The following is a 23,011-nucleotide window of genomic DNA, read 5'->3' on the forward strand; positions in this document are numbered from 1 at the left end:
CCGTGGTCGAGCAGTGGGGTGATCGGGCAGCGGTTGGGTCGAGTTGATGGTGTGTCGTTGATCCAGAGCAATTTCGGGTCGCCGGGCAATCTGGAGCTGGCGGCGACGGCCGGCGGTCACCTGTACGTCTTCTGACGGGACTCAGGCCCTGGCTTCCAATGGAATGGACCGCTCCGAGTCCTGTGAGTCCGATGGTCAGCGGGGCCCAGTGAGATCCGGCGCATCCGGCGGCTCGAAGCCAGTGGCATCCCAGTCCCGCCCCTCGCCGGGGCGGGACTTCCGGACGCCTCGCTCCGCCCACGCGGTGACGAACAGCCGCTCTTCGGCGCCGAGTTCCGCAAGTGTCTCCGCCGGCGGAAGGCCCTGTGCGAACACGCCGGCAACATAAGGCAGCCCCTCCAGCCCGTCGCCCGATTCCAACAGCATCAGGCGCGGTGGCAGCTCCTGGACGACGGTATGGCGTGCCGCCAGCGCGGTACGTTCGGCCGGCCCGGCATCGGCACGCAGCACGACGAGTACCTCGCGGAAATCCTGGCTGTCCTTGTCCACCACCAAGCCAGCCTAAGGGCTTGCGAGGAGTCAAGATGCTGTACCTCAACAGCTGAGCGGATCCAGAGATTCTGCGCGTGGATACGGGCGACCCACCCGGCCGCAGACCGGCCGTGGTGGTGGAGGCGGGGCGGGAGGGTCCGGCTCGGAGGCCTCTCCGGTGGGGTGGGATCGGGCGACGAAGCGGGGTCGGTCAGAATGGGGTCATGCAGAACGTCTTTTTCGATATCACCATCGACGGCAAGGACGCCGGACGCATCGTCTTCCGGCTTTTCGACGACGTCGTTCCCGAGACCGCGCGCAACTTCCGCGAGCTCGCCACCGGCCAGCACGGCTACGGCTACGCCGGTTCGGCCTTCCACCGCGTCATCCCGGACTTCATGCTCCAGGGCGGCGACTTCACGCACGGCACCGGCATCGGTGGCAAGAGCATCTTCGGCGCCACCTTCGCCGACGAGAACTTCTCCCTCAAGCACGACCGGCCGTTCCTGCTGTCGATGGCCAACCGTGGCCCGAACACCAACGGCTCCCAGTTCTTCGTGACGACCGTCGTCACGCCCTGGCTGGACGGCAAGCACGTCGTCTTCGGCGAGGTCGTCGAGGGCGAGGAGCTCGTCAAGCAGATCGAGGGGCTCGGCTCCCGCAGCGGTGCTCTGAGCACCGAGGTCGTCATCAAGGAAAGCGGCACCGTGGCCTGACGTCCGCTGCCCCGCGGGTTCGCTGGCCTGTTCCCGCCACAGGCTCAGCGGCCCGCGGGTTGCTCCCGCAGTACGGGTGCGGTGGGTGATCCGTCCGTCGGGGGACGCGCGGACGCCCCTGCGCAGACACGTGGTCAAGAAGGCCTGCTCCCGGCCCTGAGCCGCCACGTCAGCACCGCCGCCGTCGCGCCCGCGAGGCAGGGCAGCAGGCCCACCACCCCGAGCAGCAGCGGAAAGGCCCTGACTCCGGAACCGTCCTTGACCAGCAGGTTCGTGAGTGCGACCGCGGTCTCGCAGAAGAACACGGTCAGCACGGCGGCCCGCGCGCGCCGGGAGCCGCCGCGGACGAGGCGTACCGTCCACATCCACAGCGAGGCCCACAGGGCCCAGTTGACGTACAGGTACGCCGCCAGGGTCGTACGGCCCGAACTCACCTGGGCCGGTGTGTAGTCGGGGTACGCGTCCCTGATGTGGTCCGGCAGGACGTCCGTGAGCAGCAGGACCACGGTCAGCACCGCCATCGCCCCGATGCTCAGCAGCACACCCGCGCTCATGGCGGCCACGGACCGGCGTGCCCGCGGGGACGTATCGGTCCTGTGTACGGAAGCGACCGCCATCACGACCACGCTCCCGTGACCGGCTCTACGTGAACGTGCTTGCAGCTGGGGGCGGATGGTCCGGCGTTCGTGTTCTTCATGCCCCTGAGTCAAGCCGGGGCCCAGGCGCTGGGACATGGGTGACGGAACGCCATGCATGTCCCATGGACCGGACCGGCTCCGCCGCTGAAATGCCCCGAGCTCCCGAGCTCCCGAGCCCCCCAGCCACCCCTGAGAAGGACCCCGAGGTATCCCTGATCCGCCCGTGAACGAGACCTATCGCCCCAACGGGCGCCCTAGCCTTGCGATATGGACCCGTTCGACGACATGCTCCGCGGCCTCCGAGCAGAGGGCGCCGTCTTCGGCTGCTCCGAGCTGTCACCGCCGTGGGCGATGCGCTTCCCCCATGGAGCCGCCCTCACTCTCGTCCTGCCCGTCCGCGGCCGCCTCTGGATCAGTCGCCCCGGCCTCCCGGACGGCCGCCCCATCCCGGTCGAGCCCGGCGTATCGGCCGTCGTCCGCGGCCCCGAGCCCTTCCTCTGCACGGACGCTCCCGACGGGCAGAGCGGCCATTCGCCCGATGTCGTACGGGACTTCGCCACCCACGCCCCGCTGCAGCGCCTCTCCGCCGTGCGCGATGCCACTCCCGCCACCGCCGACGCGGCCGCCCTGTTCGCCGCCGGTGCGTATCGCGCCCGAGGCGTCCTATCGCAGCGCCTCATCCGCGCGCTGCCGCCGGTCGCCCTCGTGCCGGACTGCGAGGACTCCTTCCACCTACGGGCGTACATCGAGAAGGAGTTCAGCCGCGCCCTCAAACTGCCCGGCGTGCAGGTCGTCACCGACCGCTTCCTGGACTGGCTGCTCGTCGCCCTGCTGCGCGTCTGGTTCGAGCAGCCGGGCAACCAGCAGCCGGACTGGTACCGGGCGTTGGGCGACGACATCGCGGGCCCGGCACTGCGCGCGCTGCACGCCGATCCGGCCCACCCTTGGACGCTCGCTTCCCTGGCGGCGACTGTGCGGACCTCACGGACGACGCTCGTCACCCGGTTCCGCGCCGTCCTGGGCCAGTCGCCGCTCGCCTATCTCACCGAGTGGCGCATGGCCCTTGCCGCCGACCTCCTCCTGGAACCGGGTGCGACGGTCGCCGCCGTGGCCCGCCGGGTGGGGTACGCGGACGCGTTCGGCTTCAGCACCGCGTTCAAACGCATACGCGGCGTGAGCCCCAGCGCCCACCGCGACGACCCTGCCCTGCCCGGAGTCCGTCCGACGGGCCAGGCCGGTTGATCTCGGCAGGTCCTCTTCTTCGCAGGCCAGGGACGACAACGCCGCGGATGTGCGTCCGCAGACGTGCGTGCCAGAACCCGCGCCCCCGGCAGGAACCGTCGGACGGACAGGCTCCAGTCGCCAGTCGCCCCTGCTGTCCTGGACCCTGCCCGGAGTACCCGGCGGGAACGCATCCGGGACCGGGCGCGGCCGACGAGCCCCCTCTGAGGTTCTGGTGGGGGTGGGTTCACCCGGTGAGACGCGGCACCCGGCGTATGCCTGTGTGCCTGGTCGATCAGGCAGTTCGTCGGGCCGCCTCCGGTCAGTCGGCGGGCAGGCCGAACCAGCGGAGGAGTACGGGGCGTGCGTCGGCGGGGGCATCCTCGGGCCCACGGGCATAGCGCGCGAGCAGGGCCAGATAGTCGTCATGGAACGCGTCCAGCTCACCCTTCGTGAGGTGGGTGAGGCTGCGTGAACCCCGCATCCAGCCTTCGGACTCCGCCTGCCCCGCGGTGAACTGCCGGGCGAGTTCGACGTCCTCCTCCATCCTCATCCGGTCCAGCTCGGCCGACAGGGCGCGCTCGGCCTCCGTCAGTTCACCCTGGGGCGGTCTGCGGATGTCGAGGCCGCGCACCCCGCGCCACCAGCGCTCACGCCCGGTGGAGCGCTCGGGGATGTCCTCGATGAGGCCGCTGCGCTCCAGCATGCGCAGGTGATAGCTGAGTGTCCCGGTGTTCTCGCCGAGGGCGGCGGCCAGGGTGGTCGAGGTGGCCGGGCCCGCCGCGCCGAGGTGGCGCAGGATGCGCAGGCGCAGGGGGTGCGAGAGGGCCTTGAGCACCTCGGGACTGTCGACCGTGCGCCGCCCCGCGGCTTCCGCTCTCCGCTCTTGTGTCATGGCGGCAGTCTATCGAAGTGGCAGCGATTCCTCTGCAGACCTTTCTCTGCAGAGGAAGGTCTGCAATGCTTGACGCATGACGCCGAACCGAGTGTTCTCGAGCCGAGCAGTTCGCCGCATCACAAGTGCTGCCGCGGGGGTGCTGCTTGCCGGATCCGCCCTGGGCGCCGCGCCCGCGCAGGCAGGTGAACGGGCCGCGGGTCTTCCGGAGTTCGACTTCTCCGCCTGCCCGACCGCCGATGAGCTGCCGACGGGCGCGGACCCCGGGACCTGGCGCTGCGAGGTCATGCATGCCACGGGGCATCTGCGTATGGGGGCCGTCGACGAGCCGCTCACCGAACCGATGAAGATCTCCTTCGCGGAAGGCCGTGTGGACGGTGAATTCCGCCAGGTCTTCGGGGAGATGACCGCCGCGCCGATCCGGGTGGGAGGCACCCCGTTGATCCTGACCCCGCAGTACGGCGGATACTCGGACTTCCTGTCCGACGACACCCGTCGTGGAGAGTTCGACATCAAGTTCGCCATAGGTCCGCCGCGCGGGCTGCCGGCTCCGCCGTTGTCGCGTTGCTCGGTGGGCGGCGATGAGGACGCGGTCCACCTGGTGCTCAAGGACACCGATCCCACCCGGGTGATATCCAAGGACCCCTTGGTTGTCGCCTTCGGGGCTCAGGACGCGGAGTTCGCCGCCCCGCGCACCAGTGGCTGTGGCCCCCTGGGCCGCGCGCTCGACCGGGCCCTGGGCCTGCCGTCCACGGCGGGGGCGAACACCTTCGACATGGATGTCACGGTGGCCATCCGGCCCTACACGCCGACTGGTTCGGGTGGGTAATTGCCCATCCCTGTCGGTCGGTTGGGTCCGGTGAAGCGCCGCCGACCGCATGAGCCCCAGGGCGTAAACCCGTGGGCCAATGCCTTCGCGAGAAATCGAACGGTGGGCCAATGCTGTGCGGGAGGAGCACGTGACAGCGTTCCCGTGTGCCCACGGACAGGCCGTCGCGGCACGCTTGACGACCCGTCGGCACGGGAGGCCTCATGACCACCACACCGTTCACCCGCCGGAAGGGCACGACGCGCCGCAGCGTGTTGGGAGCCGCGCTGGCCGCGGGGGCCGCCGTGCCGCTTGCCGCCGTTGCCGGCCCCGCGCGGGCCGAACCGGACGCGGCCGGTTCGGACGCGACGCGGCTCATGCTGCCCGCGCCGACCGGTCCGCACCCGGTGGGCACGGTCCAACTGCACCTCGTCGACCGGTCGCGTCCGGACGGCATCGCGGGCCCCGGGCACTTCCGCGAGCTGATGGCCACCGTCTGGTACCCCGCGCGGGACGTCCAGCGGTATCCCGTGGCGCCCTGGATGCCGGCCGGGGCGCTTCGGGCCTTCCTCGCCGACGCCGGGTTGAGCGATCTGGCCGCCCGGGGTCCGCTCTCTGCCGGCCACGTGGGCGCTCCGGTGCGGCGATCGGGCCGACGGCTGCCCGTGGTCGTCTTCTCGCACGGCGCGCACAGCCACCAGGGCGACCACACCGTCATGGTCCAGGAGCTCGCCAGCCACGGATACGCGGCAGTGACGGTGGCCCACCAGTACGACACGTACAGCGAGTTCCCCGACGGCCGGATCGCCGTCCCGATCGACGACGAGCAGGCGCCGACGCTGCCCGGAGACTTCGCCGCCGACCTGCGGTTCGTCCTCGACTGCGTCGAGCGGCTCGCCGCCGGGTGCAATCCCGACGTCGACCGCAAGGAGCTGCCGACCGGGCTGCTCGGCTCGCTCGACCCGCGGCGCATGGGTGCGTTCGGCTGGTCGAAGGGCGGGACGGCCACCGCCTGCGCCATGCTCGCGGACGAGCGCATCCGGGCCGGGCTGAGCCTCGACGGCCCGATGCAGATGAAGCCGCCGCTGGCCGGAGACGTGGACCGGCCGTTCATGATGATGTCCGCCGAGTTCACCCAGGCCACGCATCCCGAGGTCGCCGCATTCTGGTCGCACCTGCGGGGCCCGCGGCTGAACATCCACGCCAGGGGTGCCGTCCACATCTCGTACGGCGACAATGAGGCGCTGTTCCCACAGGTGGCGAAGCTGCTCGGATGGAGCAGACAGCAGCTCGAGGATGTGATCGGCACCCTCGATCCCGACCAGGCGGTGAAGATCCAGCAGGCGTACCCGCTCGCGTTCTTCGACGAGCACCTGCGCCACCGTCGGGGGCACCTGCTCGACGGGCCGTCCCCAGCCTTCCCGGCGGTGATGTTCCTCCCCTAGCGATGTTCCTCCCTGAGTATCCGGAACCGCGGCACCGCGGTCCCTCTCGGACCCTTGAGGGAGCAGGGCGACGACGCGAAGGGGCTGTGGCGGCGACGTCGAGGTGCGAGCCTGATCCTTCGGAGTTCTGACGGTGTGTGGATGTCGAGAACGTGCCGCGGGCTCCGTCCCAGGGACATCAGCGGCCACCACCGGCCGTACGGCGGCCACCACCGGCCGTACAAGGGAGAAGGAGCGACCAGCATGGCGATTCAGCGGATGGACAACGTCGGCATCGTCGTCGAGGACATGGATGCCGCCATCGCGTTCTTCGTGGAACTCGGCATGGAGCTGGAGGGCAGGGCGGAGGTCCAGGGTCTCGTCGCCGACCAGTGCACCGGACTCGACGGCGTCCACTGTGACATCGCGATGATCCGGACCCCGGACGGGCACAGCCGGATCGAGCTGTCCACGTACCGCAGCCCCGCAGCGATCAGTGCCGGGCCGCGCGACCGGCCGCACAACATTCTGGGCACGCACCGCGTCATGTTCGCCGTCGACGACCTCGAGGACACCGTCGCCCGCCTGCGCCCTCACGGCGCCGAACTCGTGGGTGAGATCGCCCGGTTCGAGGACAGCCACCTGCTCTGCTATGTCCGCGGCCCCGAGGGCATCATCGTCGGACTGGCCGAGCAACTGCGCTGAGAAGGCCGAGAAGGAGGAGCCGAGCCAGTCGCCACCTGCACGTCGATGCCCACGGTGGCGGCCTCACTTCTGGAGAAGGGGGCCGGTGACCCGGCGGGGCTCGTCCGCTCGATCACCCGGCGCCTTGAAACGTTCACGCGGGTGGAGTCGGCGGAAAGCCGTCCGAGGCGTCAGCCGGCCGTCCGAATTCCCAGATGCGATCGAACTCGTTCTGAAAGTGCTGGTACCAGTGGCCGTCACGGTCTGGCAGCACCGTGAACACGGCGTCTCCGGAAGCAGAGCTGTGGGAGTAGATGTCGACGTGGATACGTCCGTGGGGCCGTTGCGGATCAAGCAGTACGAGGCCGAAGGCAGGGACGAACGGCAGGAAGCGAACGGCGACCCTTCCGTCCGCCCCGGGGGCCTCCACCAGCTCTCGAAGCAGGTCGACGGACGGGCGCAGCCGATTCTCGAAGACGGTCGGCCGGTCGCAGAGGGTGCTGCGACGAGCTGCCTCCGCCGGGGCGGAGGTGGTCGCGTCGATCAGCGCCACCTTGACGGTCGCTCCCGCGGCGGCACGGCGCTGCAACTCATCGACCAGGTTCCGCAGGGTCCGCGACAGCGTGACCCCCACGACCCTGATGTCCTGCGCGCCCCGTACCTGCTCGATGAGGTCAGGCTTGTCGTGGGACAGGAAGTCCTCCGCCGAGACCTCTCCCGCCATGCGGGAGCGGACCTGCGCCGCCAACTCCGACACCTGCCTGCGGCTGCCGAGCAGCCCGCCGGCGAGCAGGGCCAGGGTGGCGAGCGTGGCCGCGGCCAGCACTTTGCCGTCGGCGATGTCGAGAGCTCCGAGTACCGCCAAGGTCACGGAGAGCAGGGCCGTCGTATAGATCTCCAGGTTCTCGCCCCGGCTGAGATCGTGGCGGACGCGGCGCAGGAAACGCATGCAGGTCATCGTGTGCGGCTGGCGGAGGGGGCGTCAATACCGTCCGGTATGACGGTTCACGTTTCCCCGGAGCTGCCTCCGTGGCGGCTCAGCCGGGCCTGAAGGCCGGCGCCACCTCTGCGCCGAAATCGGATCGGGCACCCGACGGTGCGGGGACCGGAGGACTTCGCGGCCCGGGAACGATACCGCGTCCGCGTCGGTACCAAGCGGGTGATCAGCCGGACCCCGTCAGGCGACGTTCGCCCCGTCGACGAGCATGATGAGCGGCCCCGCCCGGTCGATCTTCGCGGCGAGCGATGAGTTTCCTTGCCCGCCTCCGTCTTACCTGGTGAATTCCGGGGAAAGGCCGGGATTCACGGATGCGTGACCCGGACGGCAACGACCTCGTTCTCGTCGAAAATTCCTGAACAGGCGGTATCGGATATGGACAAGCAGTTCACCGCGACCTTGCGGAAAAGCCCGAACAAGGGCGGCTGGACCTACGTCGTGTGGCCCGAGTCGGCCGAGTTCTTCGGCACCCGCGGCCTGGTGAAGGTCCGGGGCACGATCGACGGTCATCCGTTCCAGAGTTCGTTCATGGCTCTGGGAGACGGCACGCACAAGCTGCCGGTGAAGGCGGAAGTGCGCAAGGCGATCGGCAAGAAGGAAGGGGACACCGTGACCGTCCGCCTGGAGGAGCGGCTGGACGCCTGACGTTCGGAGTGTTCGCCGAAGAGACCGGCCCGGGGTGTATCGCGGGCGTATCGAAAAGCGCATACGTCACCGCAACGGTCCGCCGTCTTGAGTGGAGGCACGGGCCACCGCGTACATGCGGTGGCCGTCGACCGGGGAGGGGCGTGATCATGGACTCGAGTTCCGTACGTGGCGTTGGACGGCGGCGGTTGCTCGGGTGGGGCGGGCTGACGGTTGCCGGAGTGGCGGCGGCCGGTGGCCAGTTGGTGGGCGCCCACCCCGGTCACGCCGCCCCGGACCCGGCTGATTCCCGCGCCGTCCCGCCGGATGCTCGCCCCGGCGGGGCCTACGACCGGTACGTGGCGAAGCTGGCCGCCGAGGACAAGTTCTCCGGTGTCGTGCTGCTGTCGCACCGGGGCCGGACGGTGCTGTCGCGCAGCTATGGCATGGCCGACAAGGAGAAGGGGATCCGCAACCACGAGGGCACCGCGTTCAACCTCTCCTCGGCGGGCAAGCCGTTCGGCGCGGTGGCCGTCCTGCAGCTGGCGCAGCGGGGCGAGTTGAGGCTTTCGGACACGGTGGGCACGTATCTGAAGGGCTTTGCCAAGGAGATCGCCGAGAAGGTGACCCTCCACCATCTGCTCTCCGGCACCTCCGGGCTGAACACGCCGGAGGAGGACCTGCAACGCGTCTTCCGGAGTCGGGAGGAGGTGCGCGAGTTCTACGAGCGGTGGGCCCGGGAGGCGAAGCCGGTGGCCCCGCCCGGCACCCCCACCGACCACGCCGGTGCCGAGGTCGCCATCCCCGCGCTGGTCGTGGAGGCCGTGACCGGCACGACGTACTGGGACTACGTCGAGGAACACATCTTCAAGCGGTGCGGCATGACCGGCACGGCGTTCTACACCAGACCGCAGTGGCTCACCGACCCGCACATCGCGCACTCGTACATGCGGCAGGCCGACGGCAGCCGGGTGGACGCCGTCCGCAACCTGGACAAGGGCAGCCCGGACCCGTACCAACTGGGCAAGAACCCGGCCCGCAGCTTCATCGATTTTCCCGGGGACGGCGGCTTCGCCACCGCGCCGGATCTGGTCCGGTTCGCGCACGCGCTGGGCGACGGCACGGTCCTGGACCGGCCCTACGCCGAGCTGTTCACCGGGGCGAAGTTCCCCCTTGCCCCGCAGGGCGGCGGCCTGCGGCACGGCCGGGGCGCCCCCGCCGACGCGTCGTTCGCGACGTACATGATGCCGGTGAGCCTGGTCGGCGGGCAGTGGGTGAACGGGCGCGCCGGCGTCAACCCCGGCAGCTTCGCCAGTTGGAACATCTACCCCGACACCGGTTGGGTCGGTGTCATCCTCGGCAACTACGACGACGTGCCGTTCCAGGAGATCATCCAGCGGGAGATGCAGGCTGTCATCGGCTGAGGCCGATTGTCCGGCGCGTCGGGCGTGGCCAGGCGGCCGGGCGGTCAGGCGGCCGGGCGGTCAGGTGGCCGGTCAGTCAGGGGTGCCGGGTTCACCTGCCTCTGAATCTGAGCAAAAGGCTTGATGTGAAGTGCGGTTGAGGTGTGAGAGTCGAGCCATGAACACACCAGACAGCAACTTTCTCCTCTTCCGTAACACCATGCGCATCACTGAAGGGCACCTGGAGGGATTCCGCAGTGCCATAGACCGGGCGGTGAACTTCGTCGAACAGCACGGGCCCCAGCTCATGGTGGAGGTCTTCGTCGACGAGGAGCGGCTCCTCGCGCACAGCTTCCAGCTCTACCGGGACTCGGACTCCGTCCGCGAACACTGGAAGCTGTCGGATCCGTACATCCAGGACGTGATGGAGCACTGCACGGTGGAGCACTTCGAGGTGTTCGGTGAGCCGGACGAGGATGTGGCCGCAGGGATCCGGGAGGCGCTGCGCGATCAGCTCACGCCCTCGTTCTCGCCACGCTTCACCGGCTTCGTACGGTTCGGCGGGGTGTGATCAGTTGTCCTGTCCTGTCCTGCCCTGTCCTGCCCTGCATGACGTGCCGGGAGCGGTGAGGGTCCCCTCGACGAACCCGTCGATGTGGGTGCGCGCGGTGCCGCGCAGGAGGTCAGGGGCCAGGCCCGAGGTCAGGCCGCTGACGGTGTGCGCCAGCGCCATGGCCTCCTGCACTCCGGGGATCGCACGCAACGCCGCCTCGATCTCGCCGAGTTCGACCGGTTGGCCGCGGATCCTCACCTGGTGGTCGAGCCCGCCCAGATGCACCAGGCCGTTCTCGGTCCGGCGGGCCAGGTCGCCGATGCGGTACCACAGCTCGTCCGGAGGGGGGTGGGGCGACTCGAAGACGCCGGTGCGGCCGTGCTCGTGGCGGACGAAGCGGCCGACGTCGTCCCGCGGGGCCAGACAGCCGGGAAGGCACTGGACGCCGCGGACGAACAGCTCGCCCTCGTCCGCGTGAGTTCGGTGGGGCCGTGGAGGTTCTCGATGACACTGTGCGGCGCCGCCCGCTGCCAGGCGCGGGCCCGGGCGACGGGGAGCGGCTCGCCGCGGAACAGGCTCCAGCGCAGCGACGGCATGCTGTCGGGGGCGAGGCCGCGCAGCCGTCGCGCGATGGCGGTCACCGACGGCACGGAGAACCAGTGGGTCAGCCGCTCGCGGGCCACGAAGCGGTCCGGGGCGAGCAGGTCGTCGGAGCCGGGGACGGCCACCGTCGCGCCGGAGCCCCAGGCGCCGAAGAGGTCGAAGAGCGACAGGTCGAAGGTCGGCTCGAAGGTCTGCGAAAGGCGGGCGCCGACGCCCAGTTGGCAGCGGTCGACCACATGGCTCAGCTCATGGCCTGCGTCGCCGTCATCGTCGGGAGCCTTCATGGTCCGCGGCGGGGTCGTCGTCCGGCTGTTGGTGCCGGAAGCAGCGGTCGTAGAGGCGGCGGTACGCTCCGTCGCGGGCCAGCAGGGTCGCGTGGTCGCCCTGCTCGATGATCCGGCCGTCGTCGACGACGACGATCGTGTCCGCCCTGCGGACGGTGGACAGGCGGTGGGCGACGACGACGGCCGTGCGGTCCGCGGCGAGTGCCTCGATGCCCTCCTGGATCTGGGCCTCCGTCAGAGGGTCGATGCCGGCGGTCGCTTCGTCGAGGATCAGCACGGGGGCGTCCTGGAGGAAGACCCGGGCAAGGGCGACGATCTGCCGCTGGCCGGTGGAGAGGTTGCGCCCTCCCTCGTCGGTGGGGGTGTCGAGGCCCTGCGCGAGCTGCTCCAGCCAGTCGCCGCCCGCGACCGCGCGCGCGGCGGCCTCGACCTCGTCCCGCCCGGCACCCGGTCGGCCACGGGCGATGTTGTCCGCCACCGTCCCGGAGAAGAGGAACGGCGTCTGCGTCACCACGCCGAGACAGCGCCGGTACCGCTCCAGGTCCACGGTCCGCACGTCCAGGCCGTCGACTTCGATGCTCCCCTTCTGGAACTCGTACGCGCGCATGATCAGCCGCGCCACGCTGGACTTGCCGGCCCCGGTGCGGCCGACCAGCGCCACGGTGCGGCCCGCGGGGACGGTGAGGCTCACGCCCTTGAGTACGGGGTGATCGGCGTCGTATCCGAAGTGGACGTCGCGCAGGGCGATGTGGCCGCGCAACCGTGGCACGGGGATCCGGTCGCGCTGACGCACCGTCGACTCGCGGTCGACGAGCGCGAAGACCCGCTCTCCCGCGGCCAGCCCCTGCTGGAGCTGGCTCCAGAAGGAGGCGATGCCGGTCAGCGGCGACCAGAACAGCGCGAGGGCCTCCAGGAAGAGCACCCACTCGCCCGCCGACACGGAGCCCGCGTCGACGCCGTGCCCGCCCACCAGGACCACGGCGACCGTGCCGAGGCCCGTGAGGGAGATCAGCAGCGGAAAGATCCCGCTGAACAGTCGGTTGAGCCGCAAACTGGCCCGGAACCAACGGTGGTTGACCTCATGCAGCCCGGCCAGCGCAGCCTTCTGGTGGCCGTGGTTGCGGGCCACGGCGATGCCCCGCAGCGTCTCCTGGACGTACCCGTCGACCTCGGCGAGCGCCTGCTGCTGCCGCAGCGAAGCACTGCGCGCCGCGCGCCGGAAGGCGAGGCTGACGGCGACGACGACCGCGGCCACCAGAGCCGTCACCAGGGCCAGCGGCACATTGATCAGGAAGAGGGCGGTCAACAGGACCACGATCATCAGTACCTGGCCGAGCAGGCCGAGCACCAGGCTGATCAGGGTCGCCAGCGCCTGCGTGTCGTTGGTGACGCGGCTGACCACCGCACCGCTGGGGTGGACGTCGTGGAACGCCATGTCCTGGCGCAGGGCCGCGGCGAACGCCTGCTCCCTGAGTGCGAGCCCCACATCACCGGCCAGCGTTCCGGTGGCGCGCTCCTGAAGAAGCGTCAGCAGCCAGGCGGCGATGCCCGCGCCGAGGACGGCCGTGACGAGCAGGGCCAAGGTGCCGCCGCCGTCGTCCGCCAGGGCCGAGTCCACGGTCCTGGCCAGCAACAGGGGTACGGCGCTGCCCGCCGTCGCGGCGACGATCACGGCGATGGTCACGAAGGCCACCGCCCCGCCCCTGCCGCGGAAGTACGGAGCGATACGGTGGGCCAGCTCGCGGTCGCCGTAGCGGCGGTCGTGGGCGGCCGGCTCGATGCCCTCCAGTAGATGCGCCATCAGCGGTTCTCTTCCTTCGGGCGTGCCATCAGTGGTTCTCCTCCTCCGGACGTGCCATCAGGGTTCTCCTGCTCGGCGCCCGCGGAGTTGGGACCGGCGGCCGCCGGCTCGCCCAGGTAGGGCGCGAAGATCCGGCGGTAGAGGGGACAGCCCCGCAGGAGCTGATCGTGGCTGCCCTGGTCGACGATCCGGCCGGCGTCCAGGACGAGGATGTGGTCGGCGGTGCGGATGTGGGAGAGCCTCGGGGTGACCAGGAACGTGGTGCGTCCGGCCGAGGCCTGTCGCATGGCGCGCCGCACCTCGTACTCGGTGGCGCTGTCGACGGCGCTGGTCGCGTCGTCCACGGCGAGGATCCGGGGATCGGCGACCAACGCGCGGGCGATCGCGACGCGTTGGCGCTGACCGCCGGAGAGCGTGACGCCGCGTTCGGCGACGACGGTGTCGTAGCCGTTGTCGGTCGCCATGATGAAGTCGTGCGCCTGGGCGATCCGGGCCGCCGCTTCGATGCGGGCGCGGTCGGCGGCGTGGTCCGAGCCGATGCCGATGTTCTCCGCGAGGGTGCGGGAGAACAGCACCGCGTCCTGCTCGATGAGTGAGACCCGCGAGCGCAGCGACCCGATGTCCCAGTCGGTGGTGGCGACGCCGTCGATCAGGACGCGCCCCTCGTCCGGCGTGTGGGTGCGGTTCAGCAGATGGAGCAGGGTGGTCTTGCCGCTGCCCGTGGCGCCGACGACGGCCACGGTGGTGCCGGGGGCCACGCGGAACGACACGTCACGCAGCACCGGCCTGCCCGGTTCGTAGCCGAACGTGACGTTCTCCATGGCGACTTCGCCGATGACGGGCGCGACGTGGTGACCACTGAGCTCGTCCTCGCCCTCGGGATCGTCGACGACCTCCTTGATGCGCTGTGCCCCCGCCATGCCGAGGTGGATGAGCCCGAGACTGAAGGACGCCAGCTGGGTGGGGGCCCTGAGAGTTCCCATCAGCCCCAGTACGGCGACGAGTTCGCCGATGCTCAGGGAACCCGCGCGCAGCAGGAGCACGGAGTGCACCAGAGCGCCGACGGTGGCGAGGGACAGCAGCAGCGGGGGAAAAGTGAGTGCCTGCGTGCGGACCTGGCGTACGGAGGCGTCCCGGCAGGCCGCGGCCAGTTCGGCGAACCGGGCACGTTCCTGGTCGGCTCCGCCGGTCGACCCCACCACCTCGATCCCGGCGATGCTCTCCGAGGCCTGGGCCGTCATGGCGCCGAAGCGTTCCCGCGCGAGGTCCGACACGGGTTCGAGGCGCCGCCCGTGCTCGGCGAGGGCCACGGCGAACAGCAGGACGAAGATGCCGGGGGACAGCAGCAGCCGCGGATCCACCAGGGCGATGAAGACGATCGGCATCAGGATGTTCAGCGCGAGGTCGACGGCCAGGTCGAAGCCGGGCGACACCATCAGGTTCAGCGCCCCCGTGTCGCCGGTGGCGCGGGCGGAGAGGTCGCCGACCCGCCGCCGGTTGAAGTAGCCCTGGCTCTTGCGGAGCAGACCGGCGAAGACCTGGGCGCGCGCGTCGCGTTCGAGGCCGCTGGCGAAGGACTCCAGGCAGTAGGTGGACATGATGCCGCCCAGCGCACGGACGACCACGAGCGCGAGGAGTCCGGCGACGACGGTGTGGAAGGCACTGAAGTCGGGCGCGCCGTCGTCCTGGTCGAGGACGGCGTCGAAGGCGAGACCGGTGACCAGGGGGATCGCCGCGGTCAGGGCCTGCCAGGTCAGGCTGCCCAGCAGGAACAGGGCGATGTGCGGCCTGAAGGGCCGCATCTGCGCGAGCAGCCAGCGGGGCACGCTGCCCTGAGCGCCTGTGTCTGTGGTCATCGGCCCTTCTTCTCCTCGCCGGTTCGTCGAGTCATTGAGTCGTCGAGTCGTCGGTTCGAAAAAAACGACGCACGGATTTCGGTCGCCGCTTGTCGAATTTCTGGGTGTGCGGCGCTGCGGGAAAAGGGTGCCGCTGAAATTGCTCTTAGCCCGCGGACGCCTCCGCGGGTTTACCCGGTACGCAAAGGGACTTGGGGCGTGCCGTGGCATGGAAGCTACTTGTTTTCGCCTGAAAACGAAAGCCTGCCCTGAGTGGCGAAAACAACCAAGGCGGCGAAAAAGCTTGGGGTTGAAAATTGAGTCTCCGGGGGAGGCGGTCCTGCCGCGGCATTCCGGGGCCGTCCCGACGAACGGCCGCGGTGGTCACCGCCGCCCTCGTGGCGCGCCGCGATGTGTCACAGAACGTCGACAGCGCCAACCGAACCCGCGGTTGCCCTCTCTTGCGGTGCGGGGCCGAAATCCCCGCCCGTTGCGTGCTGTTACCGAGGAGACATCGACCATGACTGAGACAACCGCTTCCGTGACCCGGCGTTCGCACGGCCGTGTCACGGGACTCGCCGTGGCCGGGATGGCCCTCGCCCTCACCGCCCAGGTCGCGGTGACGGCCGCGGCAGGCGAGGCCCGTGCCGCCGCCGACCCGGTCTCCGTCCTGAAGTACACCTCCGCCGAGCGCAAGGAAGCCCTCGCCTACTGGACGCCCGCCCGTATGACGGCCGTGGGCAAGTCCGTCGACCTCGGCCCGACCGGCCCGAAGGCCAAGCCGTGGCGGGGTACTTCGCTGAAGACCGTGGGGCGGCTCTTCTTCGTCAACGCGAGCGGCGCCGACACCTGGTGCACGGCCACCGCCGTCAAGAGCGGCAACCGCTCCACCGTGATGACCGCGGCGCACTGCGTGCGCCGGGGGTCGTCCCCGTACAACACCAACATCTCGATGGTCTTCGTCCCCGCCTACCACAAGGGGAAGGCGCCGTACGGCGCGTTCGCGGTCCGCCAGGCCGCGACCCCGCGCACCTGGGAGACCGACTCGGTCAACGACATGTCCGCGCTGACCGTCGACGCCGACAAGAGCGGCAAGAAGCTCACCGACGTCGTGGGCGGCACGGACATCGCCTTCAACCGGCCCGTCGGCGGCACCGTCTCCTCCTTCGGCTACTCCGCCACCCGGCCGCAGCGCGGCGAGGAGCTTCTGCGCTGCGTCGGCACGGCGAAGAAGGAGGACGGCACCCAGGCCATCCCCTGCGACATGAGCGGCGGCTCCAGCGGCGGCCCGTGGCTCGCCGACTTCGACGCCACCACCGGCAAGGGCGTACTGGTCTCGGTCAACAGCGCGCTGGACTCCCTTGAGCCGACCAAGATGTACGGAGAGGTCTTCAAGGCCACGGCCGAGAAGGTGTACGACCGGGCCCAGCGAGCCTGACGCTCGGCCTCACGGCGAGCCGTCCGGTACGGCGTATCGCCGCGGTGGTGGTTGGCCGCGGTGCTGGTTCGCCGACGTGGTGGTTCGTCGAGGTGATGGTTGGCCGCGAGGTGGTGGTTCGTCGAGGTGGTGAGTTGGCCGCGTTCCCCGTCCCCATCTGCCCGTCTTCCTCCCCTGCCCGACCCCGGCCTTCTACAGTGGGAAGCGAGGCTGCTCCGCTGGGGGTGGGAGATGGATCCGGTGACGGTGGCGGCGGGTACCGCTCTGGTGGGGGCGATGGCCACGGACGCCTGGGGGCGGATCCGCGACGCGGTGGTCGCGCTGTGGCGCCGCCCGCGTCCCGACGAGGCCGAATCCGTCGCCACGGGGCTCGACGAACTCAGAGGGCAGGTGCTGGACGCCCGCAGCCGGGGCGACGAGGACGTCGAAGCGGCCCTCGTCGCGCTCTGGCGCATGCGGCTGCACCAACTGGTCGGCCAGGACGCCGGGTTGACCGCGGAGCTCCGGTATCTGCTCGACCACCACCTCGGCCCCGCGCTCGACGAGGCCGGACCCGCCCCCGCGCGCTCCGTCGAACAGCGCGCCACGGTGTCCGGCGGCGTCAGCATCCAGGCGGGGCGGGACGCGCACTACACCCCTCCCGGCTCTCCATGACCGGTGCCGGCGATCCGCCGCCGCCCGCGGTGCGGCAGCGGGCGACGACCGAGGGCGCGGGGGAGACCAACCAGGCGGGCCGCGACGTCCACAGGACCACGCACGTGCACGAGGTGGCGGCCCCGGTGCGCCCCTCCGTCATCCACGGACTGCGCAGGGACGCGCTCTACTTCACCGGTCGCGACGAGGAGTTGGGGCAACTGCTGGGGGCCACCGCGTCGGGCGGGGCCAGGATCCACACCGTCGACGGAATGGCGGGCGTCGGCAAGACGGCCTTCGTCACGCGGGCGGCGCACCTGCTCGCCCACCAGTTCCCCGACGGGCAGTTCTTCGTCGACCTGCGTGCCCACGCACCGGAACAGGCGGCCGCCGACCCGCTGGACGTACTCGCCACTCTGCTGGCAGGCCTGGGCATCGACCCCCGCGGCCTGCCCGCCTCCTTGGACGGGCGAAGCGGGCTGTGGCGCGACCGGTTGGCGGGGCGCCGCGTCCTGCTCGTCCTGGACGACGCCGCGGACACCGACCAGATCGAGCCGCTGCTGCCCGGCGGAACGGGCTGCCTCGCCCTGGTGACCAGCCGCAGCAGGCTGGTCGCCCTCGACGGAGGCAAGCCCTGGTCCCTCAAGACGCTCTCCCGCGACGAGGCGAGGACGCTGTTCAGCCGCCTCGCGCACCGCACCGCGCACGGCGCGGCCGGCGCCGAACCCACCGCCGAGACCGGGGTCGTCGACACCATCGTGGAGCTCTGCGGCTGTCTGCCCCTGGCGATCGTGCTGCTCGCGGGGCGGCTCTCCCACCGCCCCACCTGGACCCTGGACGACCTCGCGGCCGAGTTCACGGCCACCGCGGACCGGCTGCCGCACCTGGTCGCGGGCAAGCGTGCCGTCGACGCGGCCTTCACGCTCTCCTACCGGGATCTGCCCCCGGCCAGGCGGCGGCTGTTCCGCCGCCTCGGCCTGCATCCGGGACCGGACATCGACGCCCGCGCCGCGTCCGCCCTCGACGGCATCACCGACGCCCAGGCGCGCGACGGCCTCGAAGCGCTGTACACCGACCATCTGCTGGAGGAGATAGCTCCCCGCCGGTACAGCCTCCACGGCCTGCTGCGCGAGTTCGCCGCCAGCCGCTGTGCCTCTGAGGACGCCGCCGCCGACCGGAACGCGGCCGTCGCGCGCCTCGTCGCGTACTACCAGCGGACCGTCGAGTCGGCCGAGGAGGTCATCTCGGCGCGCGGCCCGGGCACCCCCGAGCTGCCGAGCGCGCACAAGGCGCTCACCTGGCTGCGCACGGAGCGGGCCAACGTCCTGGCCTGCCTCGATCACGCGGCGGACCACGGAAGGCCCGAACAGGTCGTCGGCCTCACCGCCGCGATGGCTCCCTTCCTGCTCCGTGAAGGCCCTTGGCCGCAGGCGGTGGCGCTGCACGAACGGGCCGTCGAGGCGGCCCGGCTGAACGGGGACCTGCCCGGGGAGGCGCACGCCCTCGACGAACTCGGCTTCGTGCGGTACGTGACGGGCGACTTCGCGGTGGCGACCGACTTCCACGAACGCGCGCTCGCGCTGTTCGAGGAGGTCGACGACCGCCCCGGGCAGGCCAAGGTGCTCCACAGCCTGGGCCGCGTCCGCGCCATCGCCGACGACTACGTGGCGGCAACCGCCTTCCACGAGCGCGCACTTGAGCTGTTCGAGGACCTCGGCGACCGGCGCGGCCAGGCCAACGCCCTGCACGGCCTCGGCCGCGTCAGGTTCATGACGGCGGACTACGCCGCGTCGGCCGACTTCAGCGAACGCGCCCTCGCGCTCTTCGACGCGCTCGGCGACCGGCGAGGCCAGAGCAGCACCCAGCTGAACCTCGGCTTCGTCCGCTACATGACGGGCGACTACGTGGCGGCAACCGCCTTCCACGAGCGCGCACTTGAGTTGTTCGAGGACCTCGGTGACCGCCACGGCCAGGCCAACGCCCTTCAGGACCTGGGGCGTGTGCGCTTCGTGACGGGGGAGTACACCCTGGCCACGTCCCTGCACGAGCGGGCGCTCGCGCTCTTCGAGGAGCTGGGGGACCGGCACGGCCAGGCCAACGGCCTGAACAACCTCGGGCGCGTGCGGTACGTGATGGGTGAGTACGCCGATGCGGCCTCACTGCACGAGCGCGCGCTGGAGCTGTTCGAGGAGCTGGGGGACCGGCACGGCCGGGCCAACGGCCTGAACAACCTCGGGCGCGTGCGGTACGCGACCGGCGACCACGCGACCGCCGCGGAACTCCACCGGCGCGCGCTGGCCCTGTTCGAGGAGATCGGCTACCCCCACGGGCGGTGCAACGCCCTCCACGACCTGGGGCGCACCCACTTCGCCGCCGGTGAGTACGGCATCGCGGCCGACCTCTACGAACAGGCCCTCGACATCTTCCAGAGCGTCGGAGATCCCCAGGGCGAGGCCGAGGTCTGGAACAGCCTGGGCGCTCTCCGTACCGCCGCGGCGAGCGCGGGCGAGGGCCTCGCGGCCCACCGCAGGGCCCTCGAACTCGCCCGCAGGGCGGGCAGCCCGCTCGACGAGGCCACCGCGCTGGAGGGAGCGGCGCGCAGCCAGGTCCTCATGGGGGATCTGGAGGCGGCGATGACCGACTTGAGGCGGGCGGCGCGGATCTACAACCGCATCGGGGCCGCCACGGCCGACGCCACGGAGAAGCCCGGCTGAGGGCGGGCGACGAGCAGTGCGGCTCAGCCTGGTGGTGGCACACCCAGGATGAGTGGGCACTGCCCGGGCCGCCGGTGACGCCGCAGGATCGTCGCCATGCACAGCAACGACCCGTACATGAAGGCCGTGACCATTCCCGAGTTCGGCGGCGCCGAGGTGCTGCGGCTCGACGCCGTGCCGATCCCGGCCCCCGGCCCGGGCCAGGTCTCCGTCGACGTCGCCTACGCGGGGGCGAACTTCGCCGAGATCCTCCACCGGCGCGGCGTGGTCGACGTGCCGTTGCCCTTCGTGCCCGGGATCGAGGTCGCCGGGCGCGTCCGTACCGTCGGCGAGGGCGTGGAGGGCCTGCGGCCCGGGCAGCCGGTCGCGGCCCTGACGGTCGTGGACTCCGGCGGCTACGCCGAGGTGGCCGTCACCTCGGCCGACCTGGTCGCACCGCTGGACGGCCTGTCCATCGGCATGGACACGGCCGCGGCCCTGCCGTCCAACAGCACGACCGCCTTCCTGGTGCTCGACCGGGTGGCTCGCCTCGCCCCCGGCGAGAGCGTCCTGGTGCACGCCGCGGCGGGCGGCGTGGGCAGCCAACTCGGCCAGGTCGCGCGCCTGTTGGGCGCGGGTTACGTCGTCGGTGCGGTGGGCGGAGCCGACAAGATCGATGCCGCCAAGACCTTCGGGTACGACGAGGTGATCCTGCGCGAGCGGGTGGCTGACGTGGGTGAGTTCGACGTCGTGGTCGACATGGTCGGGGGCCAGGCCCGCAGAGCCGGTCTCGACCTGCTGGCCCCCATGGGCCGCCTGGTGGTCATGGGCAACGCCTCGGGCGCCGAGGACGTCGGCATCCCCGCCAACGAGCTGTGGTTCACCAACAGAACGGTCTCCGGCTTCAACCTGGCCGCCTTCGCCGGCGAGTATCCCGCGGAGGCGGGGCGGGCGCTGCGCCGCGCTGTCGAGGCCGTGGGCAAGGGTGAACTGCGGGTGCAAGTGGAGGCGTTGCCCCTGGAGCGAGCGGCCGAAGCGCATCGCCGGATCGAGGCGGCGAAGACAACGGGCAAGCTGGTGCTCGACGTCGCCGCGCCGTGACCCGACGGGGCCCCGGCTCCCGTACGGATCCCTGACTCCCGTACGGATCCCTGACTCCCGTACGGAACCCCGGCTCACGCACTGACAGCAAGGAACCGTCGGATCGCCGCCGCCGTCTCCTCGGGCCGCCGCAGATGAACCCAGTGGTCGGCGTCCAGCTCGACCAGCGTCGTGCAAGCGCGGCGGGCGGCCATCTCGCGGGCCTGGGCGGTGGGCAGCACGGTGCTGGCGGTGCCGTGCAGGAGCAGCGCGGGGCAGTCGGTGCCCAGCCACTGCGGCCAGTGGTCGCCGAGCACGCGGGTGTCCGAGTCGACCATGTCCGCGGGATGGCACCCGAGACGCCGACCGTCGGGGTGCGGCCGGATGCCGCCTGCCAGCAGGGGCGCCAAGGGGCCGCAGGCGGCGAGGAGTTCCTCGCGGGTGGGGGCGGTGTACGGCAGGCCGAGGAGGAAGGACAGCGGGGCGGGGTCGACGCGGGGCAGGTACGCGGGACCGTCGATGTTGACCAGGACGCCGACGGCGCCGGGCCGGTCGGCGGCCAGGTGGTAGCCGTTGATGGCGCCGAGGGAGTGCCCGACGACGGGGACGGCGCGCCGGCCGACACCGATGTGGGCGAGCAGGAGACGCAGATCGCCGACGTACCCGTCCCGGTCGTACCGCGCCGCCCGGTCGGAGTCCCCGTGCCCTCGCTGATCAGGCGCGATGACCCGCCACCCGTCGCGCCCCAACGCGGCGGCGAGCGCCGTGAATTCGGCACCTTCCCCGAGATGCCCGTGCAGGGCGAGCAGCGGTCGCCCTCCGCCGGGCCCGAAGTCGAGGTACGAGAGGCGCCTGCCGTCGGGAGTGGTGAGGTGCGTACGTACGGGATGGGTGAGGGCGGGGTCGGAGGCGGATCCGGTCGGCATGACGTCACCGTACAAACCTCGGAAAGCCCGTGTTATACCGGTGGCCGTCGAATGAGTCGTCGAAGCAATGGGGGGGGACCATGCAGTGGTCCAGATCCGTCAAGGCCTGGCTGGCAGCGGCAACTCTGGTAGTCGGCGCGGGACTTGTGGGGGCGCCCGTTCCCGCCGTCGCCGCAGCCTCCGTGGCCGTCGGCTGTCCGGACATCGGGGCGGGGGACTCGAACGGGCTGGACATGCGGTACTGGAAGGCGTCGCCCGACGGGCTGCTCTGTGAGGCGGAGTTCACCAGTGGCGCGCTGTTCACTCCGCGTGGACCCGGAGCGCCGCAGATCGACCCGGTGCGGAAACCGGTGCGGGTGCGCGTCCATCTGCCCGCGGGCTACGACCCGTCGGCCCGCTACCCCGTGCTGTATCTGCTGCACGGCGGTGCCGCGGACTACGAACAGTGGTCGAGCGGCGGCGGCAACATCACCCAGAGCGTGGCCGAGGCCGGGTTCAAGGGGATCGTGGTGATGCCCGAAGGGGGCAAGGTCGGCTTCTACTCCGACTGGCACGGACACACCTACGGCAATGTCGCCCCGCTCTGGGAGACCTTCCACATCAAGCAGCTGGTGCCGTGGATCGACGCGCACTTCGCCACCTCCGGGCAGCGGGCCGTGGCAGGCGTGTCCATGGGTGGGTACGGCGCGCTGAAGTACGCCGCCCAACACCCCGGCCTCTTCAGTGCCGTTGGCGCGTTCTCCGGTGGTTCCGACCTTCGCCGCCCCGACCACCAGCAGATCGTCAACAACGGCACCACCACCTATGGAGCCCGCTTCTGGTGGCACGGCTCCGGGAGCGACGCGGGGAACTACTGGAAGTACCTGTTCCCCGGTAACCCCAATGCGCTGCAGCGCACCGAGCTCGTCTTCGGGCCGCAGTCCACCTGGCCCGCCTTCAACCCCGCCCAGGTCGCGGAGAACAGCCCTGCCACGTACCAGTCGTACGGGGGCAGGCTGGCGCTCTACGCGGGGAGGGGCGAGGATCCGTACGCCTGGAACAACGCGTTCCATGCGACGCTCAAGCAGAAGGGCGTCCCCCACCGGTACTGCTCGGGCCCCGGCGGGCACGACTTCGACACCTTCACGCCCGCGCTGAAGCACTTCCTTCGCTTCGCGTACGGGACCTCTTCCACGGCGTGCCCGGACAGCACCGGTTGGCGGCAGGAACCCTGACGAGGTCCGC

The 23,011-nt window shown here is 70.9% G+C and carries 22 protein-coding genes; 13 read left to right on the plus strand and 9 right to left on the minus strand.

The window, feature by feature from the left end; genetic code table 11:
- Positions 1-195 precede the first annotated feature (195 nt).
- A complete protein-coding gene (locus ACZ4D5_RS38745; protein WP_467777182.1) occupies positions 196-552 on the minus strand; it encodes a hypothetical protein in 357 nt (118 codons plus the stop codon).
- Positions 553-755: 203 nt separating this feature from the next.
- Here ACZ4D5_RS38745 and ACZ4D5_RS38750 point away from each other — a divergent pair, with 203 nt between their 5' ends.
- Positions 756-1,247, plus strand: a complete 492-nt coding sequence (locus tag ACZ4D5_RS38750) for a peptidylprolyl isomerase (RefSeq protein WP_467777183.1) — start codon at positions 756-758, stop codon at positions 1,245-1,247.
- A gap of 134 nt (positions 1,248-1,381) precedes the next feature.
- Here ACZ4D5_RS38750 and ACZ4D5_RS38755 read toward each other — a convergent pair whose 3' ends face one another.
- Complete coding sequence (locus ACZ4D5_RS38755; RefSeq protein WP_467777184.1) at positions 1,382-1,801, minus strand: hypothetical protein; 420 nt, start codon at positions 1,799-1,801, stop codon at positions 1,382-1,384.
- Positions 1,802-2,152: 351 nt separating this feature from the next.
- Between ACZ4D5_RS38755 and ACZ4D5_RS38760 the strand changes: the two genes are divergently transcribed.
- Positions 2,153-3,127 carry an AraC family transcriptional regulator gene (locus tag ACZ4D5_RS38760; RefSeq protein WP_467777185.1) on the plus strand — a complete coding sequence of 325 codons (975 nt, stop codon included), beginning with the start codon at positions 2,153-2,155 and terminating at the stop codon, positions 3,125-3,127.
- A 301-nt stretch (positions 3,128-3,428) separates the two neighbouring features.
- On the opposite strand, the gene ACZ4D5_RS38765 is transcribed toward ACZ4D5_RS38760, so the two are convergent.
- Positions 3,429-4,001 carry an ArsR/SmtB family transcription factor gene (locus ACZ4D5_RS38765; protein ID WP_467777186.1) on the minus strand — a complete coding sequence of 191 codons (573 nt, stop codon included), beginning with the start codon at positions 3,999-4,001 and terminating at the stop codon, positions 3,429-3,431.
- Between the two features lie 139 nt (positions 4,002-4,140).
- Between ACZ4D5_RS38765 and ACZ4D5_RS38770 the strand changes: the two genes are divergently transcribed.
- The 3 genes from ACZ4D5_RS38770 (at position 4,141) to ACZ4D5_RS38780 (ending at position 6,938) form a co-directional block, all read left to right on the plus strand.
- Entirely contained in the window at positions 4,141-4,830 is a 690-nt protein-coding gene (locus ACZ4D5_RS38770) for a hypothetical protein (RefSeq protein ID WP_467777187.1), read from the plus strand.
- A gap of 203 nt (positions 4,831-5,033) precedes the next feature.
- Positions 5,034-6,254, plus strand: a complete 1,221-nt coding sequence (locus ACZ4D5_RS38775; RefSeq protein WP_467777188.1) for an alpha/beta hydrolase family protein — start codon at positions 5,034-5,036, stop codon at positions 6,252-6,254.
- 243 nt (positions 6,255-6,497) lie between these two features.
- On the plus strand, positions 6,498-6,938 hold the full coding sequence (locus ACZ4D5_RS38780; protein ID WP_467777189.1) for a VOC family protein: 441 nt from the start codon (positions 6,498-6,500) through the stop codon (positions 6,936-6,938).
- A gap of 133 nt (positions 6,939-7,071) precedes the next feature.
- Here ACZ4D5_RS38780 and ACZ4D5_RS38785 read toward each other — a convergent pair whose 3' ends face one another.
- Positions 7,072-7,866, minus strand: coding sequence for a hypothetical protein (locus ACZ4D5_RS38785; protein ID WP_467777190.1), 795 nt, complete (start codon positions 7,864-7,866; stop codon positions 7,072-7,074).
- Between the two features lie 423 nt (positions 7,867-8,289).
- Here ACZ4D5_RS38785 and ACZ4D5_RS38790 point away from each other — a divergent pair, with 423 nt between their 5' ends.
- The 3 genes from ACZ4D5_RS38790 to ACZ4D5_RS38800 all read left to right on the plus strand — a co-directional run bounded on the left by ACZ4D5_RS38790 (position 8,290) and on the right by ACZ4D5_RS38800 (position 10,512).
- Positions 8,290-8,559, plus strand: coding sequence for a DUF1905 domain-containing protein (locus ACZ4D5_RS38790; protein WP_467777280.1), 270 nt, complete (start codon positions 8,290-8,292; stop codon positions 8,557-8,559).
- Positions 8,560-8,780: 221 nt separating this feature from the next.
- Positions 8,781-9,962 carry a serine hydrolase domain-containing protein gene (locus tag ACZ4D5_RS38795; RefSeq protein WP_467777191.1) on the plus strand — a complete coding sequence of 394 codons (1,182 nt, stop codon included), beginning with the start codon at positions 8,781-8,783 and terminating at the stop codon, positions 9,960-9,962.
- Positions 9,963-10,119: 157 nt separating this feature from the next.
- A complete protein-coding gene (locus ACZ4D5_RS38800) occupies positions 10,120-10,512 on the plus strand; it encodes a hypothetical protein (RefSeq protein ID WP_467777192.1) in 393 nt (130 codons plus the stop codon).
- Here ACZ4D5_RS38800 and ACZ4D5_RS38805 read toward each other — a convergent pair whose 3' ends face one another.
- Genes ACZ4D5_RS38805 through ACZ4D5_RS38820 form a run of 4 tightly spaced genes read right to left on the minus strand, consistent with a single transcriptional unit; the run spans position 10,513 to position 15,038 of the window.
- Positions 10,513-10,779, minus strand: a complete 267-nt coding sequence (locus tag ACZ4D5_RS38805; RefSeq protein ID WP_467777193.1) for a hypothetical protein — start codon at positions 10,777-10,779, stop codon at positions 10,513-10,515. It lies immediately after the preceding gene.
- A complete protein-coding gene (locus tag ACZ4D5_RS38810) occupies positions 10,749-11,381 on the minus strand; it encodes an AMP-binding protein (RefSeq protein WP_467777194.1) in 633 nt (210 codons plus the stop codon). The genes ACZ4D5_RS38805 and ACZ4D5_RS38810 overlap by 31 nt, the downstream gene beginning before the upstream one ends.
- Positions 11,362-13,182, minus strand: coding sequence for an ABC transporter ATP-binding protein (locus ACZ4D5_RS38815; protein ID WP_467777195.1), 1,821 nt, complete (start codon positions 13,180-13,182; stop codon positions 11,362-11,364). The genes ACZ4D5_RS38810 and ACZ4D5_RS38815 overlap by 20 nt, the downstream gene beginning before the upstream one ends.
- On the minus strand, positions 13,182-15,038 hold the full coding sequence (locus tag ACZ4D5_RS38820) for an ABC transporter ATP-binding protein (protein WP_467777196.1): 1,857 nt from the start codon (positions 15,036-15,038) through the stop codon (positions 13,182-13,184). Before ACZ4D5_RS38820 ends, ACZ4D5_RS38815 begins: the two co-directional genes overlap by 1 nt.
- A 499-nt stretch (positions 15,039-15,537) precedes the next feature.
- On the opposite strand from ACZ4D5_RS38820, the gene ACZ4D5_RS38825 reads away from it, so the two are divergent.
- From ACZ4D5_RS38825 to ACZ4D5_RS38840, 4 genes are all read left to right on the plus strand, one after another.
- Complete coding sequence (locus ACZ4D5_RS38825) at positions 15,538-16,455, plus strand: trypsin-like serine peptidase (protein ID WP_467777197.1); 918 nt, start codon at positions 15,538-15,540, stop codon at positions 16,453-16,455.
- A 231-nt stretch (positions 16,456-16,686) separates the two neighbouring features.
- The gene (locus tag ACZ4D5_RS38830; protein ID WP_467777198.1) at positions 16,687-17,109 is read left to right on the plus strand and encodes a hypothetical protein; all 423 of its coding nucleotides are present in this window, start codon (positions 16,687-16,689) and stop codon (positions 17,107-17,109) included.
- The gene (locus ACZ4D5_RS38835) at positions 17,106-19,802 is read left to right on the plus strand and encodes a tetratricopeptide repeat protein (protein ID WP_467777199.1); all 2,697 of its coding nucleotides are present in this window, start codon (positions 17,106-17,108) and stop codon (positions 19,800-19,802) included. Before ACZ4D5_RS38830 ends, ACZ4D5_RS38835 begins: the two co-directional genes overlap by 4 nt.
- A 96-nt stretch (positions 19,803-19,898) precedes the next feature.
- Complete coding sequence (locus tag ACZ4D5_RS38840; protein WP_467777200.1) at positions 19,899-20,882, plus strand: quinone oxidoreductase family protein; 984 nt, start codon at positions 19,899-19,901, stop codon at positions 20,880-20,882.
- 74 nt (positions 20,883-20,956) lie between these two features.
- Here the strand turns inward: ACZ4D5_RS38840 and ACZ4D5_RS38845 are convergent, their stop codons facing one another.
- Positions 20,957-21,787 (minus strand): alpha/beta fold hydrolase, encoded by an 831-nt coding sequence (locus tag ACZ4D5_RS38845; RefSeq protein ID WP_467777201.1) that lies wholly within the window; start codon positions 21,785-21,787, stop codon positions 20,957-20,959.
- An 80-nt stretch (positions 21,788-21,867) separates the two neighbouring features.
- Here ACZ4D5_RS38845 and ACZ4D5_RS38850 point away from each other — a divergent pair, with 80 nt between their 5' ends.
- Positions 21,868-23,001: an alpha/beta hydrolase gene (locus ACZ4D5_RS38850; RefSeq protein WP_467777202.1), complete on the plus strand. Its 1,134-nt coding sequence runs from the start codon at positions 21,868-21,870 to the stop codon at positions 22,999-23,001.
- The last annotated feature ends 10 nt before the right edge of the window (positions 23,002-23,011 follow it).

Source organism: Streptomyces sp. NPDC025651 (genome assembly GCF_055558735.1).

Excerpts from the sequence above, each read along its gene's own strand:
- ACZ4D5_RS38850 (WP_467777202.1), top strand. The coding sequence starts at position 21,868 with ATGCAGTGGTCCAGATCCGTCAAGGCCTGGCTGGCAGCGGCAACTCTG.
- ACZ4D5_RS38820 (WP_467777196.1), bottom strand. The coding sequence starts at position 15,038 with ATGACCACAGACACAGGCGCTCAGGGCAGCGTGCCCCGCTGGCTGCTC.
- ACZ4D5_RS38750 (WP_467777183.1), top strand. The coding sequence starts at position 756 with ATGCAGAACGTCTTTTTCGATATCACCATCGACGGCAAGGACGCCGGA.
- ACZ4D5_RS38835 (WP_467777199.1), top strand. The coding sequence starts at position 17,106 with ATGACCGGTGCCGGCGATCCGCCGCCGCCCGCGGTGCGGCAGCGGGCG.
- ACZ4D5_RS38815 (WP_467777195.1), bottom strand. The coding sequence starts at position 13,182 with ATGGCGCATCTACTGGAGGGCATCGAGCCGGCCGCCCACGACCGCCGC.
- ACZ4D5_RS38765 (WP_467777186.1), bottom strand. The coding sequence starts at position 4,001 with ATGACACAAGAGCGGAGAGCGGAAGCCGCGGGGCGGCGCACGGTCGAC.
- ACZ4D5_RS38810 (WP_467777194.1), bottom strand. The coding sequence starts at position 11,381 with ATGAAGGCTCCCGACGATGACGGCGACGCAGGCCATGAGCTGAGCCAT.
- ACZ4D5_RS38790 (WP_467777280.1), top strand. The coding sequence starts at position 8,290 with ATGGACAAGCAGTTCACCGCGACCTTGCGGAAAAGCCCGAACAAGGGC.
- ACZ4D5_RS38840 (WP_467777200.1), top strand. The coding sequence starts at position 19,899 with ATGCACAGCAACGACCCGTACATGAAGGCCGTGACCATTCCCGAGTTC.
- ACZ4D5_RS38780 (WP_467777189.1), top strand. The coding sequence starts at position 6,498 with ATGGCGATTCAGCGGATGGACAACGTCGGCATCGTCGTCGAGGACATG.
- ACZ4D5_RS38800 (WP_467777192.1), top strand. The coding sequence starts at position 10,120 with ATGAACACACCAGACAGCAACTTTCTCCTCTTCCGTAACACCATGCGC.
- ACZ4D5_RS38830 (WP_467777198.1), top strand. The coding sequence starts at position 16,687 with ATGGATCCGGTGACGGTGGCGGCGGGTACCGCTCTGGTGGGGGCGATG.
- ACZ4D5_RS38775 (WP_467777188.1), top strand. The coding sequence starts at position 5,034 with ATGACCACCACACCGTTCACCCGCCGGAAGGGCACGACGCGCCGCAGC.
- ACZ4D5_RS38785 (WP_467777190.1), bottom strand. The coding sequence starts at position 7,866 with ATGCGTTTCCTGCGCCGCGTCCGCCACGATCTCAGCCGGGGCGAGAAC.
- ACZ4D5_RS38825 (WP_467777197.1), top strand. The coding sequence starts at position 15,538 with ATGACTGAGACAACCGCTTCCGTGACCCGGCGTTCGCACGGCCGTGTC.
- ACZ4D5_RS38845 (WP_467777201.1), bottom strand. The coding sequence starts at position 21,787 with ATGCCGACCGGATCCGCCTCCGACCCCGCCCTCACCCATCCCGTACGT.
- ACZ4D5_RS38755 (WP_467777184.1), bottom strand. The coding sequence starts at position 1,801 with ATGAGCGCGGGTGTGCTGCTGAGCATCGGGGCGATGGCGGTGCTGACC.
- ACZ4D5_RS38760 (WP_467777185.1), top strand. The coding sequence starts at position 2,153 with ATGGACCCGTTCGACGACATGCTCCGCGGCCTCCGAGCAGAGGGCGCC.